This is a genomic window from Devosia sp. BK (genome assembly GCF_032907385.1).
In the GTDB taxonomy this organism is placed as follows: Bacteria; Pseudomonadota; Alphaproteobacteria; order Rhizobiales; family Devosiaceae; genus Devosia.
The window spans coordinates 19,472-36,427 of the sequence record NZ_JAIMBX010000002.1 but is presented as its reverse complement, the minus strand read 5'-3'; the positions used below and the strand labels follow the sequence as shown (position 1 = coordinate 36,427).

The 16,956-nt window shown below is 61.7% G+C and carries 16 protein-coding genes; 7 read left to right on the top strand and 9 right to left on the bottom strand.

What is annotated here, in order from left to right:
• Positions 1-14: 14 nt before the first annotated feature.
• The 4 genes from ptsP (at position 15) to DevBK_RS12015 (ending at position 5,341) form a co-directional block, all read left to right on the top strand.
• Entirely contained in the window at positions 15-2,282 is a 2,268-nt protein-coding gene (gene ptsP, locus DevBK_RS12030; protein WP_317185639.1) for a phosphoenolpyruvate--protein phosphotransferase, read from the top strand.
• Positions 2,283-2,378: 96 nt separating this feature from the next.
• Positions 2,379-3,455: a peptide chain release factor 1 gene (gene prfA / locus DevBK_RS12025; RefSeq protein WP_317185638.1), complete on the top strand. Its 1,077-nt coding sequence runs from the start codon at positions 2,379-2,381 to the stop codon at positions 3,453-3,455.
• An 8-nt stretch (positions 3,456-3,463) separates the two neighbouring features.
• Positions 3,464-4,372, top strand: a complete 909-nt coding sequence (gene prmC / locus DevBK_RS12020; RefSeq protein WP_317185637.1) for a peptide chain release factor N(5)-glutamine methyltransferase — start codon at positions 3,464-3,466, stop codon at positions 4,370-4,372.
• A gap of 336 nt (positions 4,373-4,708) precedes the next feature.
• Positions 4,709-5,341, top strand: a complete 633-nt coding sequence (locus DevBK_RS12015) for a DUF4167 domain-containing protein (protein WP_082460943.1) — start codon at positions 4,709-4,711, stop codon at positions 5,339-5,341.
• A gap of 83 nt (positions 5,342-5,424) precedes the next feature.
• Here DevBK_RS12015 and DevBK_RS12010 read toward each other — a convergent pair whose 3' ends face one another.
• From DevBK_RS12010 to DevBK_RS11995, 4 genes are all read right to left on the bottom strand, one after another.
• Complete coding sequence (locus DevBK_RS12010; protein WP_317185636.1) at positions 5,425-7,515, bottom strand: ATP-binding protein; 2,091 nt, start codon at positions 7,513-7,515, stop codon at positions 5,425-5,427.
• A 34-nt stretch (positions 7,516-7,549) separates the two neighbouring features.
• Positions 7,550-8,050, bottom strand: a complete 501-nt coding sequence (locus tag DevBK_RS12005) for a molybdopterin-dependent oxidoreductase (protein ID WP_317185635.1) — start codon at positions 8,048-8,050, stop codon at positions 7,550-7,552.
• 12 nt (positions 8,051-8,062) lie between these two features.
• Complete coding sequence (locus DevBK_RS12000; protein ID WP_317185634.1) at positions 8,063-9,106, bottom strand: HD domain-containing phosphohydrolase; 1,044 nt, start codon at positions 9,104-9,106, stop codon at positions 8,063-8,065.
• A gap of 112 nt (positions 9,107-9,218) precedes the next feature.
• On the bottom strand, positions 9,219-9,554 hold the full coding sequence (locus DevBK_RS11995; RefSeq protein WP_317185633.1) for a helix-turn-helix domain-containing protein: 336 nt from the start codon (positions 9,552-9,554) through the stop codon (positions 9,219-9,221).
• 59 nt (positions 9,555-9,613) lie between these two features.
• Between DevBK_RS11995 and DevBK_RS11990 the strand changes: the two genes are divergently transcribed.
• Positions 9,614-10,084 (top strand): group II truncated hemoglobin, encoded by a 471-nt coding sequence (locus DevBK_RS11990; RefSeq protein WP_317185632.1) that lies wholly within the window; start codon positions 9,614-9,616, stop codon positions 10,082-10,084.
• Between the two features lie 10 nt (positions 10,085-10,094).
• On the opposite strand, the gene DevBK_RS11985 is transcribed toward DevBK_RS11990, so the two are convergent.
• Positions 10,095-10,538, bottom strand: a complete 444-nt coding sequence (locus DevBK_RS11985) for a GNAT family N-acetyltransferase (protein WP_317185631.1) — start codon at positions 10,536-10,538, stop codon at positions 10,095-10,097.
• A gap of 206 nt (positions 10,539-10,744) precedes the next feature.
• Between DevBK_RS11985 and DevBK_RS11980 the strand changes: the two genes are divergently transcribed.
• A complete protein-coding gene (locus DevBK_RS11980) occupies positions 10,745-12,472 on the top strand; it encodes a PAS domain-containing methyl-accepting chemotaxis protein (protein WP_317185630.1) in 1,728 nt (575 codons plus the stop codon).
• Between the two features lie 58 nt (positions 12,473-12,530).
• The gene (locus tag DevBK_RS11975) at positions 12,531-12,977 is read left to right on the top strand and encodes a hypothetical protein (protein ID WP_317185629.1); all 447 of its coding nucleotides are present in this window, start codon (positions 12,531-12,533) and stop codon (positions 12,975-12,977) included.
• Between the two features lie 52 nt (positions 12,978-13,029).
• Here the strand turns inward: DevBK_RS11975 and DevBK_RS11970 are convergent, their stop codons facing one another.
• The 4 genes from DevBK_RS11970 to DevBK_RS11955 are packed head-to-tail and all read right to left on the bottom strand — an operon-like array spanning position 13,030 to position 16,955.
• Positions 13,030-13,617 (bottom strand): alkylhydroperoxidase domain protein, encoded by a 588-nt coding sequence (locus DevBK_RS11970; protein WP_061908128.1) that lies wholly within the window; start codon positions 13,615-13,617, stop codon positions 13,030-13,032.
• Positions 13,618-13,630: 13 nt separating this feature from the next.
• Positions 13,631-14,275, bottom strand: a complete 645-nt coding sequence (locus DevBK_RS11965) for a CMD domain protein (RefSeq protein WP_317185628.1) — start codon at positions 14,273-14,275, stop codon at positions 13,631-13,633.
• Positions 14,276-14,289: 14 nt separating this feature from the next.
• Entirely contained in the window at positions 14,290-15,312 is a 1,023-nt protein-coding gene (locus DevBK_RS11960) for a putative FMN-dependent luciferase-like monooxygenase (RefSeq protein WP_317185627.1), read from the bottom strand.
• On the bottom strand, positions 15,309-16,955 hold the full coding sequence (locus DevBK_RS11955; RefSeq protein ID WP_317186103.1) for an ABC transporter ATP-binding protein: 1,647 nt from the start codon (positions 16,953-16,955) through the stop codon (positions 15,309-15,311). Before DevBK_RS11955 ends, DevBK_RS11960 begins: the two co-directional genes overlap by 4 nt.
• Position 16,956: the final 1 nt, after the last annotated feature.

Genomic DNA, 16,956 nt, shown 5'->3' with positions numbered 1-16,956 from the left:
CTGCCGAAGACGGGATGGTCACGACCATAGGCGGCCCAAGGGTGCTGCTGCGGCAATTGCGCGAAACCATGGCGGAGCCTCTGGCTTCGCAGGCGCGCCTCGACAAGATCGTGGGTCTGATCGCCGAAAACATGCGAGCAGACGTCTGCTCGTTTTACGTGCTGCGCGACGATGGCGCGCTCGAACTGTTCGCCACCAAGGGCCTTGAGGCCGAATCGGTTCACATGACGACGCTTCGCCTCGGCGAGGGTCTCGTAGGTCTTATCGCGTCCGAGGCCGAACCGCTCAGCCTTGACGATGCGCCGAGCCATCCCGGTTTTGCCTATCGGCCGGAAACGGGCGAGGACAAATATAATTCATTCCTCGGCGTGCCGGTGCTGAGAGCCGGGCAAACCCTGGGGGTTTTGGTCGTTCAAAATGCCGAGCGCCGGCATTATGGCGAGGACGAAACCGAGGCCATGCTGACTACCGCCACAATCCTTGCGGAAATGGTGGCGACTTCCGACTTCGACAACCTGATCAAGCCGGGCTCCGATATCGATCTCAGGCGTCCTCGCATGTTCAACGGCGTGAGCTTTACCGATGGAATTGCGCTCGGCACGGTGGTCTTGCACGACCCGCGCGTTGTCGTGGTCAATTTCATCGCCGAAGATACCGATGCCGAAAAGCTGCGGCTCGATATGGCGCTCGCCAGCATGCGCGTCTCGATCGATGCCATGCTCGACCATGGCGATATGCAGCCAAGCTCGGATCACCGCGAGATCCTTGAAACCTATCGCATGTTCGCCAATGACCGCGGCTGGGTGAACCGGCTGACGGAGGCGATCGAGAACGGTCTTTCAGCCGAAGCGGCTGTCGAGCGCGTGCAGAACGATACGCGCGCCCGCATGCTGCGCCAGACCGATCCCTATATCCGCGACCGGTTGCATGATCTCGACGATCTCGCCAATCGCTTGCTGCGCGTTCTGACAAATACAAACCAGCAGGGGCAGCGCGAGCTCCCCGACAATGCCATTCTCGTTGCCCGCAATATGGGGCCGGCGGAATTGCTCGAATATGACCGCAAGAAGCTGCGCGGGCTGGTGCTCGAAGAGGGCGGCTCGACTGCGCATGTCGCCATCGTTGCGCGTTCGCTCGGGCTCGTTGCCGTGGGGCAGGCGGATTCGATCGTTTCGATGTGCGAGACGGGCGACGATATCATCATCGATGGTCCGACCGGTCAGGTGCATCTGCGCCCCACGCCCGATGTCGAGCAGACCTATATCGACAAGGTGCGGATTTCGGCCAAGCGCCGGGCGCATTATGCCGCGCTCAAGGACAAGCCGAGCGTGACGAAAGACGGCGTCGATATTACGCTCTTGCACAATTCGGGGCTCGTCGCCGATCTACCCATGCTCGACGATACCGGTGCTTCGGGCGTCGGCCTCTTCCGCACCGAATTGCAGTTCATGATCGCGAGCAAGCTGCCGCGTTTGCAGGAGCAGGTGGATCTCTACGCCGAGGCGATGGAAATCGCCGGGGATCGGCCGATCGTCTTCCGCCTTCTCGATATCGGGGGGGACAAGGTCGTGCCTTATCTGCGCTCGATGGCCGAGGAAAACCCGGCCATGGGCTATCGCTCGATCCGCCTCGGGCTCGATCGGCCGGGTCTGTTGCGCACGCAGGTCCGGGCGCTGCTGCTCGCCGCGCGCGGACGGCCGCTGAAAGTCCTCGTCCCCATGGTCACCGAGACATTCGAATTCCGGCAGACCAAGCTCGTCATATTCAAGGAAATGGAACGCCTCCGCCGTGCGGGCGAACCTATCCCGTCGCGCCTCGAACTCGGGGCCATGGTGGAAGTGCCATCCTTGCTCTTCGAGCTCGACCAGATCATGCCTGAGGCCGATTTCGTCTCGATCGGCTCGAACGATCTCGTCCAGTTCTTGACGGCTGCCGATCGCGCCAATCCCCGCGTTTCCAAGAATTACGACCCGATCGGTCTGCCACGTTTGCGGGCGATCCGGCTCGTTGTCGATGCGGCGCGGCGGCACAATAAGCCGGTGACGATGTGCGGCGAATTGGCCGGGCGGCCGATGGAGGCCTTGGCGCTGATGGCGATCGGCATGACGCGGCTCTCGATGGGGCCGGCATCGATCGGGCCGATCAAGGAGATGGTGCTCAATCTCGATCTCAAGCCGATCCAGGACTCCGTGGCTGCGGCCTTATCCGTCGGCGCAGATGGTGTCGCGATCCGCGAACTGCTGACCGAATGGGTTGAAAAACAGAACCTCCCTATGGGCTGAGGCCAATTTCGGCTCTTTCATCAATCCTAGTTTCCCTTGCGATTGCTGGCGCTCGCGACTATCCAAGGCCGCTATTGTGCCCGGAAAGATTATTGCATGCCCGCTTTGCCCGAGGATAAGCTCGACGCGCTTGCCACCCGTTTCCAATATATCGAGGCGGCCCTTTCGGGCGGCGCGAGCCCGGATGAACTGGCCAAGCTCAGCAAAGAGCATTCCGACCTTTCCCCGATCGTCGGCGAAATCAATGCCTATAAAAAGGCGCTGATGGATCGCGCCGAGGCCGCATCCCTCGCCAAGGGTGCGGACAAGGAGATGGCCGAAATGGCCGAAGCGGAACTCGAAGAACTCGATGAAAAGATTGAGCAATTAACCCAATCGATCTTCATCATGCTGCTGCCCAAGGACGAGGCCGACGAAAAGTCGATCATCCTTGAAATCCGCGGTGGTACGGGGGGCGACGAGGCCGCTTTGTTCGCGGGCGATCTCTTCCGCATGTATGAGCGCTATGCCTCGCTACGCGGCTGGAAGGTCACGCTGATGGAAGAAAGCCCCGGGGAAATGGGGGGCTATAAGGAAGTCATCGCCAATGTTTCGGGCAAGGGCGTTTATGCGCGGATGAAGTACGAGTCTGGCGTCCATCGCGTGCAGCGCGTGCCGGCGACGGAAGGTTCGGGGCGCATTCATACCTCGGCCGCGACCGTGGCCGTGCTGCCCGAGGTCGAAGACATTGATATTGAAATCAGAAATGAAGACATCCGCATCGATACGATGCGCGCTTCGGGGGCCGGCGGACAGCACGTCAACACGACCGACTCGGCGGTGCGCATCACGCATTTGCCGACGGGGATAGTTGTGACCTCGGCAATGAAGAGCCAGCATCAGAACCGGGCGCAGGCCATGGTGGTGCTGCGCTCGCGGCTTTATGAAATGCAGCGCGAAGAACGCGACAGCGCGCGCTCGGCCGAGCGCAAGGGGCAGGTGGGATCAGGCGACCGCTCGGAGCGGATCCGGACCTATAATTTCCCGCAGGGCCGCGTGACGGACCACCGGATAAACCTGACTTTATATAAGCTCGACAAGGTGATAGCGGGCGAAGCGCTCGATGAACTGATCGAGGCGCTGATCACTGAAAACCAGGCGGCGCAGCTGGCCGCTATGGAGAATTCGAACTGAGCGAGACCGTGACCATCGGCGCGCTTTGGCGGCGGTGGCGGGACGAACTGACGGAAAAAGGCTTTGCGACGCCGACGCTCGACGCCAAGCTTTTGGTGGGGCATGTGCTCGGGCTCGATGCACTGCAATTGGCCATCAACGAGGGCGAAACTGTTAGCAACACGTTAACATTGAGCCTCGCCGACGTGCTCAAACGGCGTTTGTCGGGTGAATCGGTGGCGCGGATCATCGGCCATAGAGAATTCTATGGGCTCGACTTCGGGCTCAATGGCGCAACGCTGGAGCCGCGGCCAGATACGGAATTGCTTGTTGATCTGGCGCTCGAGGCACTGCCCGAGGGCGGGCGCCTGCTCGACATGGGGACCGGGACCGGGTGCATCCCGATCGCGGTTTTGGTCAATCGGCCCGATGCCGTCGGGGTCGCGACCGATGTCAGTATGGAGGCGCTGGCGCAGGCCGGGGATAATGCGCAGCGGCATGGGGTCGAGGGGCGGCTGACGCTACGGCAGGGGGATTGGTTTGGGGCGCTTATGTCTCCCGACCCAAGGCCCCCTCACCCGGCGCTGCGCGCCGACCTCTCCCCCAGAGGGAGAGGTGAAGAGCGGTTCGACCTGATCCTCTCCAATCCGCCCTATATCGAAAGTGCTGTTGTCGAGACGCTGGCGGCGGAGGTTAGGGAATTCGATCCGCGGCTGGCGCTCGATGGTGGGCCGGATGGGATTGCGCCTTATCGGGTGATTGCCGCGGAGGCAGGGAACTGGTTGCGGCCGGATGGGCGGGTGCTGGTAGAGATTGGCTACGACCAGGGCGAAACGGTCAGTGCGCTGTTTTTGGCGGCGGGATTTCAAGATGTCGCGGTCCATAAGGATCTGGCAGGGCTTGATCGTGTGGTTTCGGCGCACCACATAAAGAATTGAAAAGCGTTAGAGGCCAGCGGGAAAGAATTTATGCTGGTCAAAACCAGCGAATGCGGCTAGTTTATCCGGGCTGTCACTGGCGCATCATGGGCGCCGCGGCCATCACACCCGATCTCAATAGTTTGCGGCTTTCGCCGCGCTTGTCCGAAATGCTCGGCGCAAGTGGATGATCTGGGCGGAATTTTCCGGGAGGCGCCGCCCGAGAGCATACGGTCTTCATGAAGCCAGTATAACCCCATCCTCAGCGATGATCGCGGGATGTGGGGCCAGACCGGATCGATATCCGGTCCGCCCAGATGTGACGCTTAACGATCTAGAGTTAGACAAAGCGACCCGATGAGACCAAACCAGAATAAGAACCGGCAGCGTGGCCGGAACGGCGGACGCAAACACGTCAACCCATTGTCGCGGAATTACGAGAGCAATGGGCCGGACGTAAAAGTCCGCGGCAATGCAGCTCATGTCGCCGAAAAGTACCTGCAACTGGCGCGTGATGCCCAGTCTTCGGGCGACTCGGTGATGGCGGAGAACTATCTCCAGCACGCCGAACATTATTTCCGCATCGTCTCCTCCGCCCAGCAGGCCATGAATGGCCAGCGTGATGGCCAGAGCCAGGACGACAATGAGTTCGATGACGATGTCTCGGACATCAACTCGCGCTTTGCCTCGCCCCAGCCGGTTCAGGCTCAGGCCGGCAACGAGACGCAGGACGACATAGCGCAGCCCCAACCGGTTGCCGTTGCAGCCGAGGATGCTGGTCAGCCAGCCGGCGAACAGGCCGAAGCTGGTGCTGCCGCACCGCAGGCCGAAGGCGAAGCCGCGCCGCGCAAGCAGCGTGAGCGCCGTCCGCGCCGCCGTCGCCCCACTGCCCAGGATGGCAATGGCGATCCGGCCAATGCACCGCAGCCCGACGTCAGCGAATTGCCGGCGTTTTTGACGGCTGGCGGCACGGCGAACGCTGCCGAGTAAGCACTGCTTTCAGAATTGAAAAGGCCGGGCGCAGTGCCCGGCCTTTTTGTTTTCGGCTGTCCGTTGGACGACGTGACAAGAGGCTATGCGGCCACCTGGCAGTGGTGACGAATGTCTTCGAGGCGGACCGTGTGCAAAGTTTTGCTGCGCTCGGCTTGGGCGGCATCGGCGAGGGAGACGAAGCCAAGCGTCAGAGCCGCGCCCTTGAGCGTATGTAGAACCTGATCCAATCCATCGGCGTCGCCCTTTGACAGCGCCAGTTGCGCCTGGGCCAGCATATGCTCGCAGGACTGGATGAAGTCTTCGACGAGGCGGTCGAATTCGTCTTCCCCGAGGGCTTCTTTGAGGCTTTCCTGATGGTCCTTGTCCACCTCATTCTCGGAGAGAGGCGCGAGCTGGACAGCCTCGGGCGAGAGGTGCTTTTGCAGGATGTCGGTCAGCTTGACGGTGGTCAGGGGCTTGGCCGAATGATCGTCCATGCCGGCATCGAGGCAGGCCTCGCGATCGGATTCGAACGCATTGGCCGTCAGGCCCACGACGGGGAGCGCAAATCCCCGCGCGCGCAATTGCCGCGTTGCTTCAAGGCCGTCCATCTGGGGCATCTGCATGTCCATAAGGACGAGATCGAAGCGCGAGGCGGCCAGCATATCGAGCGCCTCCTGCCCATTGCAGGCCGCGACGGCATCGAGCCCAAGCTTGGCAAGGAGACCGACGGCAACGTCGCGATTGATGGGATTGTCATCGACGACGAGCACGGTGCCGCCAAGCTGCACAGGTGGAAGCGTCTCTAGCGCGACATGGTTTTCGTCGATCGTTTCGACTGGCCCGGCCGGCAGATCGAACCAGAAGGTGCTGCCGAGCCCGACGGCGCTTTCCACCCCGATCTTGCCATCCATGACATTGACGAGGCGCCGGCAGATGGCGAGGCCAAGCCCAGTGCCGCCAAAGGAGCGCGTATTGGAGCTATCGATCTGGCTGAATTCGCGGAAGAGTTTTTGGCGGTCCGCTTCGGAAATCCCGGGGCCGGTATCGCGCACCTCGAGCTTCAGCCGATCGCCGCGCACCGTGCCGGTGACGACGACGGATCCGGCGGGCGTGAACTTGATGGCATTGCCGATGAGGTTGACCAGCACCTGCCGGATGCGGTTGGCATCGACGAAGACGCTGACATCGGGATAGTCGAAGACGAGTTTGAGCCCTGCCGTTTCGGCGCGGACGCTCATCATCCGCTCGATCGGCACCATGGTTTCGCGCAGGCTGACGCGGATCGGTTCGAACCGCACGGCGCCGGCTTCAAGCTTGGAATAATCGAGGATGTCGTTGATGACATCGAGCAGCATGTCGCCGGAAAGCCGGATGGTTTCCACCTGATGCATCTGGTCGCGCTCGAGTCGCGAGCCGCGCAAAAGTTCGGTCATGCCGATGATGCCGTTAAGCGGGGTGCGGATTTCGTGGCTCATGGTAGCGAGGAATGCCGACTTTGCCGCGCTTGCGCTCTTGGCCTTCTTGGCGATGCGCTCGTTGCGGCGGCTGAGAAGTTCGACTTCCCGACCGCTGCGGGAGAGATGATAGAGCTGGACGCCAAGAAGGGCGACGATCAGCACCAAGGCAATGGTCAGCGCGGCAACGCTGAGGCCGATGCGCCAATAGATGAAGAGTGTCTCGTTGCGCTCTTCGACGCGAATTTCATTGAATGCGGAATTGGTCGCGACGAGGAGATCGCCCGTTGCCTGCCGCGCGGCCTGCGCCATGCCGAGAATTTCGGCGGCTTCAGCGGGGAAACTGGCGGGGTCGGCGGCAAGGCCATCCATGGTCGCGACCATGGAATTGATGGCGCGATTGGCCGCGGCCGCCTTTTGCCCGACAAGCGACGATGCCGGGAAAATCTCGGTATAGGACCCTTGGGTCAGGAGATGGGTGCGGCTGAACAGGAGATCGAAGCGCATGGAAACGTCGCCGACGTCATGGTCGATCTGTGCGGTCTGGATTGCTTCGATGAGGCGCGCGGCTTCACGGTCGGCCTGGTAGGCTGCCCAACTGATGTCTTCGCGCACACCGGAGCGGATAGTGTTCTGCCGCTCGCTGAGGCCGGCGAAAAGCCAGATGACCGAACTGAGCAGGACGACGCTGAGAAGGGTCAGAAAGACGATGCCCCGCCCGATCCTGCGGGACACAACTTGCCGGGCTCTGGCGGTCGCCGTCGGCATCTCAGTGAACCGTCAGGCTGGCAACCTGCCAGACCGAGCGCGAGAAGATCACCTCATTATAGAGGTCGGGATGCTCGTCAAACGGATAGATGACGAATAGCGGGCCTTTGTCACGGACAGAGAGCTCCTCGCCATCAACGCGGGTCGCGAGGATGACGGGGTAGTCCTTGATATCCTCCATCGGGATTTCGGCCGAATAATCATTGAGCGCCGTCACCGTGACGCTCTCGCCGCTGGCGCCAAGCGTCTCCAGCAAATCGCCGATGACGACGCCGCTGAATTCGTGTTCGCCATCATACCAGGGGGTCGTCGCCTTGATCGTGTGCTGGGGCAGGGCATCGAGCATGGCGAGATCGAAGGCAGCGGTTTCGCCATCGTTCATCGTGGTAATGGCGCCTTGAACTTTCAGGATCGGCTCGGCAGCCGGCTTGGCCAGCTCAACGGCCCAGCCTGGGGCTGTCGCGATCACGAGGAGGGCAAGGGAAGATGCTAGTCGGAGCATGGTACGCACCTTTCACGCTGCGTTGGATTGCATGGCATTGCCGCAGATCGGGGCAATGCGTGGCCAGGCGCGGACGAGCGCCGCGATACAGGCCGGATCGAAATGCGTGCCCGAACAGCGGACGAGTTCGTCGCGTGCGGCCTCGGCGGCCCAGGCCATCTTGTAGCTTCTGGCGCTGCAGAGGGCATCGAGCACATCGGCAACGGCCGTGATGCGGGCGGCGAGCGGAATATTTTCGGCGATAAGGCCATGGGGATAGCCGGTGCCGTCCCATTTTTCGTGATGGCACCGCGCGATCTCTTCGGCCATGCGCAGCATGTCGGAATCGCCATTGGCGAGGATATCGGCGCCGATCAGCGGATGGGCCCGCATTTGCGCCCATTCGCCTTCGGTCAGCTTGCCCGACTTGTTGAGGATGGCATCGGAAATGCCAATTTTGCCAACGTCGTGGAGCGGGGCCGCGAGCCAGAGCGTGCGGACGAATTTTTGATCGAGGCCCATTTCCTCGGCGATCGTGCCGGCAATGCGCGCGACGCGTTCGACATGGTCGCCGGTTTCATGATCGCGCACTTCGATGGCGCGGGCGAGGCGATAGATCATGTCCTCTTCGCGCCGCTGGAGATGGACCGTGGCTTGTGCGACCTCGGCTTCGAGATGCACGGCGCGGTCTTCGAGCTGGTTCTGGGCGCGGCGGAGGGCAAGGAGATTGGTGAGGCGCGAGCGCAGTTCGAGCGGATCGACGGGCTTGGCGAGAAAATCGGTGGCGCCGGCATCGATCGCTGCCAGCCGCGTCGGCCGATCGGCGTCGGCGGTGATCATGACCAGCGGCACATGATGATGGCTTGGCAATTTGCGGATATGGGAAATCAGATCGATGCCCGACATGCCGGGCATGACATTGTCGACGATCATCAGATCGCAGGGGTTCATCACCGCATCGGCGAGCGCCGAATGCGCTTCGGAAAAGGCCGAGACCGTCACATCGGGAAACCGACTGACGAGCTTTTTCAGCACCTCGAGATTGGTGCGATTGTCCTCGACGATAACGATCCGCATCTGCGATCCCCCAAGCGCGGCAATTTGTATTAAATTCCGTGGGCGAACGAAACTGCAGACCGTGGGTTAGCTTAGCGGGACGTTAAATGGCGCTGGAGCCGGGGGCCTTGGCCTACTGAGCGCGGTGTGAAAGGCCCCAATTGCCCAAGGCGTCGAGGACCGGAATAAGGGTTCGGCCATAGTCGCTATAGTCATAGGCGCTATGGACGACATTTTTCTCTTTTCTCTCCGAACGTTTCAGCAGTCCATCGGAGACGAGCGCCTCGAGGTGATCGGTCAGCACCTTTGGCGATATGCCGGGAAGGGCGCGCTTGAGTTCGCCGAAGCCAGCCTCGCCATGGCGCAGGTGCCAGAGGATGCGCGTCTTCCATTTGCCCGAGACGAGTTGAATGGTGACGAGGGCCGGGCAGTCGATCATCTTGGCGTCAAAGCCAGGGGTACTCACCATCGGGTAACTCCTTGTCGAAGGGACCGGGTCTCAGCAGAGTGGCGCCTGAGGAGAGCGCCATGACGACACCTAGCCTATATGACTGGATCGGGGGCATTGATGCACTGTCCCGTCTCACCCAGGTATTTTATCAGCGCGTTCACGCAGATGACCTACTGGGGCCGGTTTTTGCGCGAATGGATCCCGAGCATCCGCGTCACGTGGCCGAGTTTCTGGCCGAGGTCATGGGTGGGCCGCCATTTTATTCCGAAGCGCATGGCGGGCATCTTGAAATGGTGCGGCACCATCTCAACCGCCAGCTTTCCGAGCCGATGCGGCGGCGGTGGATCAATCTGTTGCTCGATAGCTATACCGATCTCGGGCTTCCGGCAGATCCAGAATTTGCTTCGGCCTTGATCAGCTATCTCGAATGGGGATCGCGTCTTGCGGTGATCAATTCTCAGCCCGGCGCCACGGTGTCCGAAATGGCACCAATGCCGCACTGGGGTTGGGGGGAGGCCAAGGGGCCGTATAGCCCCGGGGGCAGTTGAGGGCAGAGCTTCAGGAAGGCGCGCGTTGCTTTTCGAAGCGGGTATCGCCGCTTTCCATTTGATGTTTTCGCACCCAGCCGAGCCGGTCGTAAAAGCGCGCGGCGCTGGAGGTTGCGTCGGTCCCGAGCCAAATGGTGTCATGGCGCGCGAAGAGGAACGCTTCGGCGCGGTCCATGAGACGGCGGCCAATGCCATGGCCTTCCCATTCCGGGCGGACGAAGAGGGCGAAGACGCAGGCGTCGTCGGTATCGGCCATGGCAAAACCAATCACCTCGCCATCCTGTTCGGCGACCCAGATGCAAGGTTGCGCGCTGAGCGCGGCGGCGATCGTTTGGGGCGTGATGCCCATTTCGGCCATCCGCTCGAGCGAGATGTGATTTTCTTTCACGCTGGTGCGGACATCGAAAATCGCCGGGATATCGGCTTGAAACGCAGTGCGAAGGATGAGTGTCATCTGACCTTTCCGGGCGCGATCTAGTCTTGGTTTGGACTGTAATTAACCAATATTTGAAAATCTAAGCTCTAAATAGGGCAGTCAGTTCGGTGCGCGTTCTGCTTGGATCTTTCTTCCGTGATTGCGGGGAATACCGAGCGGCCTCAAGTCTTTGGATTGGCAAGGCAAGCGCTTGGCGCCCCTCTTTTCAATACAGGATGACGTGCATGCCGATCTTTGCTCCCAAGGATTCCGATTCAGATGCTGTGTTGGCAGCGATCGGCCGATCGCAGGCGATCATCGAGTTTGACCTGACGGGCAATATTCTCGATGCCAATGCCAATTTCTGCAAGGCGCTCGGCTATGATCGCTCGGAAATCGTGGGCAAGCACCATCGCATGTTCGTTCTGCCCGAAGATGCCGAGAAACCGACCTATCAGGCGTTTTGGTCCAACCTTGCCAAGGGCGAGTTCGACCAGGGCCAGTATAAGCGGATCACCAAGGCCAAGGACGAAATTTGGATCGAGGCCACCTACAATCCGGTCTTCCGGCGCGGCAAGCCTTATAAGGTCGTCAAGATCGCGACCGATATCACTCCGGCCAAAATGAAGAGCGCCGAGGACGACGGGAAACTGGCGGCCCTATCGCGCGCGCAGGCCGTGATCGAATTTACGCCCGACGGCACGATCCTCGGGGCGAACGAAAACTTTCTTTCCGTGCTTGGCTATAGCGCCGGCGAGATCGTCGGCCGTCACCACGCGATGTTCTGCGCGCCGGACTATGCGAACTCGACGGAATATCGGCAGTTTTGGAAGAAACTCGCGGCCGGGCAGTTCGTGACCGACCAGTTCCTGCGCTTCGGCAAGGGTGGCAAGCGCGTCTTCATTCAGGCGTCCTATAATCCCATCCTCGACGACAAAGGCCATGTGTTCAAGGTCGTCAAATTTGCGACCGACGTAACGGAGCGCATGTCGGCCGTCGAAGAATTAGGCGCAGCGCTCAATCGGCTGTCGCAATGCAATATCCGCGTGACCCTCGATTATCCGCTGGTGGGTGAATTCGAGCGCCTGCGGGCCGACTACAATATGGCGATCGGCGAAATCCAGAAGACGCTGGTGAGTGTCTTGGGTCAGACGGGCGACGTGCGGAAAAGCAGCCAGGAAATGTATGAGGCGGCCTTACAGCTCTCGGACCGTTCCCAGCAACAGCAAGCCGCATTGCGCCAGACCTCGGCCTCGCTCGAGCAGATCATGACGACGGTCCGCTCATCGGCCACCAATACCGAGGAAACCCGCAAGCTCGTCCAGACCGCACGCGAATCGACGAAGGCCTCGACGCTGGTCGTGACCGAGACGGTCAGCGCGATGGAAGATATCGAACTGGCGTCAGGCGAGATCAACAAGATCATCGGGGTGATCGACGACATCGCCTTCCAGACCAACCTTCTCGCGCTCAATGCCAGCGTCGAAGCGGCGCGTGCGGGCGATGCGGGCAAGGGCTTTGCCGTCGTTGCGCGCGAAGTGCGCGAACTGGCCCAGCGCTCGGCCAAGGCTGCAAAGGACATCAAGGTCCTGATCAGCAATTCGGGCGCCAAGGTCATGGACGGGGTGCGTCTCGTCGGCCGGACCGGTGAAACCATCCGGGAAATCGAAGAACTGGTGAAGGCGATCGACCATAATGTCGACGCGATTGCGAGCGCCGCACAGGATCAGTCCATAGGGCTGCGCGAGATCAATAGTTCGGTGGGCGAGCTTGGCCGGATGACCCAGGAAAACGCCATGATGAGCGACCGCACGACCGAGATCAGTGCGACGCTGCAGCACGGTGCCGATGCGCTCGCGCAACTGGTCGACCTGTTCAAGCTCAACCGGCGTCAGGTCCAGCGCGACGGAACCTCAATCCCGCAAGGCCAGCGCTCGACGGTTCATCTCGGGACTAACAGTCACGCTGCATAATCGTAAGTCAGGGTGATCTTGTTCGCTGCGGCAGAATGAACCGATTGGGAGTGTAGCCATGAGGGCATCGAGACTTCTGACGGTTCTTGCCTTGGCGGCGATGCTGATCTCTGCCGCGCACGCGCAGGATATCATCGAAGGCGATATCCCGGCGGGTCCGCCCTTTGATGGATCAAGCGGCCGCGCAAGCATGACCGATCTCTACCAGGTTGCGCGCATTGCCAAGGCCGCGGCGAGCGAACATCTCGACGCAGATGATGACGAATTGGCTGATGCCATTGGAACGGCGCTGACGACGAAGGGCTATCCGGGCACGCGGCTTGTTATGTCGGACGGCGACAGGGCTTGTGTCGTGGATGACCAAGTAGAGGTCCGCTTCGGCCGACAGGTGAAAAGCGGAACGGTCGAGGTCGTGGCGGCAAATCAGCATTGGTACTCGTTGGGAGAGGCGCCGGCGGACGGCTCCCTCCGCACCGAGGATTTTGCGCAGGACTGTTTGCCTTAGGCTTCGGCGAATGATCCGGCGCCGCAAGATAGGGCGACGCCGGACTCCAAGGCTATTTCTGCTGCGGAGGCAGTGGTTCGCCGATGGACAGCATCAGGCGATTGGCCCAATTGAAGAAGGCAGAGGCCGAGATCACGTCGGTGATCTCGAAATCATCGAGGCCGGCTGCGCGCAGCTTGTCGATTTCCGCGCTGCCAAAGGCGATCGGGGTATCGCTGAGGGCGACAGCCGCATCCTTGACGGCATTCCAGCGCTCGCCGAGATCGGCGCCCGTGCCTTCATCGAGCAATTTCTGCACATCGTCGCGGCGCTTAGAATGGCTGGAAGCAAAGCGCGAATGGACCGAAGCGCAGAAGATGCAGCCATTGTGCCGCGAGGTCGCGGTGGCCGAGAGTTCGCGTTCGGCCCGGGGCAGGCCGCCATTGGGATTGTAAAAAATATCCTTGTCGGCCTTGGTGCGGGCTTCGAGCACTTCGGGATCATGCGCGAGCAGCATGAAATAGGGAGACTTTGCGCGGGACGCATCGACGAGACCGGCCCAGTGGCGCTCGGTCAGTTCGGCTTCGGCGAGCGGCTCCAGCCAGGGGGTCCAGCCGAGTTCGTCCTGGGTAAAGATATTGGGGGTATTGGTGTGCGACATCGGTCGAAATTCCTCAGGCGGTGGCGGACGCTGCCTCAGGCAGGCGATCGTTGAGATTGTTGGCGGCCGGATGCGCTGCAAGCGCGCTGAGGCCCTCGACGATGCGTACCTGGAAGGAGAGAAAGGCCACAAGCTGGGAGATCGTGACGATCCCGGCCGTGCTCCAGCCTGCGGCAAGGAGCGCATCGAGCGCTGCCTTGCTTGCGTCGCGCGGGCGGAAGACCAGCAGATGGGCATGTTCGAGAGCCGCGCTCAGTTTCTCGCCGAGCACCGAACGGTTTTCCAAAGACACCGCGTAGATCAGACCAGCCTTGTTTTCCGAGGACAGCGGGCCTTCGGGATAAGTGCCATAGGGGCCGGTGGTTTTGCCCGCGGCGGTTTCCGCCGTGATTGCCGCCACGATATCGGACCTATCGGCGGCACTGTCGAGTGCCTTGGCATAATGGGTACCAAGGACAAGCGGGCCATGAAGACCGGTGACGAAACGGGCAATGGCGAAGCGCTCGAGTGAACTGACCTCGGTTGTATTCACGGGTTCGAACAGCGCTACGTAGGCTTTCTCGATATTGTCGCGGGCCACTTCGCGGTGGCGGCGCAATTGGTCGAGATGCGACCCCGGCGCGATGGACAGAACGCGATCGATGAGATCGGTGGTCATGGAAAAATCCTTGTTCAACTGGCGATTGCGATGGATGGCCGGGCGCGCCAGCCGAGCGCGGGCGCGACTGCGGTGGCGGTGAGTTCGAGCGAGCGCAGGATCAACTCGTGCGGTGGATCGACCGAGTGGACCTGGAAGGAAATGTCGGTGGCGCGCGCGAGCGTCGTGTCCTGCGAGAGGCTGTCGATCACGGTTTCGACTGTGCCGACATGGGTGTCGAAGGCGCGGATCAGATCGGGCAATGTATTGCCCGAAAGGATATGACCGCCCGCCGCGAACTTCTCTGCGATCCGGCGGAGGCCCTGGTCGGCCCATTCGAGCGCCGTCGATTGCTCATCCGCGACGAAGAGCGTGCGCGACGCGAGAATGCGCGGTTCGACGCCGCGGGGCAGGTTTTGGAGATAGGCATCGATGATCGGATGCTGCAGGTGGGCAAGGCTGGCGTCCGGATTGTCCGGCGCGCGCGGCTGGGTGCGTGAGAGCATGAGCCCATCGCCCGCCGCGCCGGCACGGGCGCCGCCATCGACCGAAAATGTGGCCTGCCAGATTCGTTCGAGGAGCGGCTTGCCCTCGGGGTGCAGGTGATTGCCGCCACCGAGATCGCCGCCGCCGAGGGCCTTGCGTAGGACATCGAGATTGGCGCCATTGATCGCACCACGCGCGGCGCTTTCGAGCCCGAAGGCGACGAAGGAGCTGGCGGTGCCGCCGCTACCGATGCCAAGTTCGAGCCGGCCATTGCTCAAGAGATCGAGCACGGCAGCGTCTTCGGCGACGCGAATGGGTTGTTCGAGCGGGAGGGTGATGATGCCGGTGCCGAGGCGAATGGTTTTGGTCCGGGCCGCAACGTGGCTGAGGAACACCAAGGGCGACGGGAGCCCGCCTTCTTCATAGTTGAAATGGTGCTGGGCGACCCAGGCGCTGTCAAATCCCAGCCGCTCGGCATGGATGATCTGTTCGGCGCCCAATCGATAACGTTCGCCGGGCGACACGCTGTCGAGCAGGCGGGAGAAAAAGCCCAGGCGCTTGGGGCTGGTCATTCGGCGGCTCCTGAATAGTGGAGGACGGGATGGCTGGCGCCGAGGCGCCGGCCCGGAATGGCGGCAAGGAGATCGCTTGTGTATGGAGACGCTGGCTCAGTGAAGACGCGCGAAACCGGGCCTGTTTCGACCGCCTGGCCGGCCTGCATCACCGTGACGGTGTGGGCGATCTGGCGCACCACTGAGAGATCGTGGGTGACGAAGAGGTAGGTCAGCCCGAGCTGGTCCTGGAGCTCGGCCAGAAGGTTGAGGATCTGCGCTTGAACCGTCACGTCGAGCGCCGACACGGCTTCATCGAGAACGAGGAAACGCGGTTTGAGGATCAGCGCGCGGGCAATGGCGACGCGTTGGCGCTGACCGCCCGAAAGGGCGCGTGGATTGCGCGTGATCACATCGGCCGGCAGGCCCACCTTTTCGATCATTGCGGCAGCGCGCTCGTCACGCGCCTTGCGGGTCAAGGTTTCGAAATTGCGCAGTGGTTCGCCGACGATATCGAGGATGCGCTGGCGCGGATCGAGCGAGGTGAAGGGGTTTTGATAGACGAGCTGTACATCGCGCCGGAACAGCCGGCGCGCTTCGCCCGAAAGCGACGTGACCTCCGTGCCCTCGATGAGAATGCTGCCAGCGGTAGGGCGCTGGAGGCCGACCATGCTGCGGGCGGTCGTTGTCTTGCCCGAACCGGATTCGCCGACGAGCGCATGGGTCGTGCCGCGAGCAATGGAGAAGGACACATCATCCACGGCAAGGACACGGGTTTTGCCGTGGCCGAATTCCTGGCGGAGGTTGCGGACCTCGATGGCGGCTTCGGGATTTTCTGGGGCGTCCCTAAACCCTTTTGGCGCGAGCGAGGGCGCATCGGCGAGTAGCTGCTTTGCATAGGCGCTTGTGGGCCGCGCGAGCAGGGCAGACGTCGGCCCCTGTTCCTCGACATGACCCTTGCGCAGGACGACCACGCGGTCGGCGCGATCCGAGGCGACACCGAGATCGTGCGTGACCAGCAAGACTGCCGTGCCGGATTCGGCGCGCAGTTCGTCGATGAGATCGAGGATGCGGTGCTGGACAGTGACGTCGAGGGCGCTTGTCGGCTCATCGGCAATGATCAGGGCCGGTTTGAGCGCGACGGCGATCGCGATCAGCACGCGCTGTTTCATGCCACCCGAGAGTTCGTGCGGATACTGGTTGGCGCGCAGTTCGGGATTGCTCAGCCCGACGCGGGCGAGCAGTTCGAGCACGCGCGCGTGGCGCGCCTTGCGATCGCGCCAGCCGTGAAGTTTCAGGATTTCCTCGACCTGCCGGCCGATGGTCAGGACGGGATTGAGCGAGCTGCCGGGGTCCTGCGGTATAAGGCTCACGACCTTGCCGCGAATGGCATCGAAGCGGCGGGACGCCCAATCGCTGAGTTCGGCGTCGTTGAGGCGGATGCTGCCGCTCTCGATCCGGCCATTATCGGGCAAGAGCCCGATGATCGATTGAGCCGTGGTGGTCTTGCCCGAACCGGATTCGCCGACCAGCGCCACGACTTCACCTTCGCCGATGGAAAACGACACTCCATTGACCACCTGCCGCCGGCCTTCGGGGAGATGATAGGAAATGGTCAGGTCGCGGATATCGAGCAGGGACTTTTTGGAGGGAAAGGCCAGCATG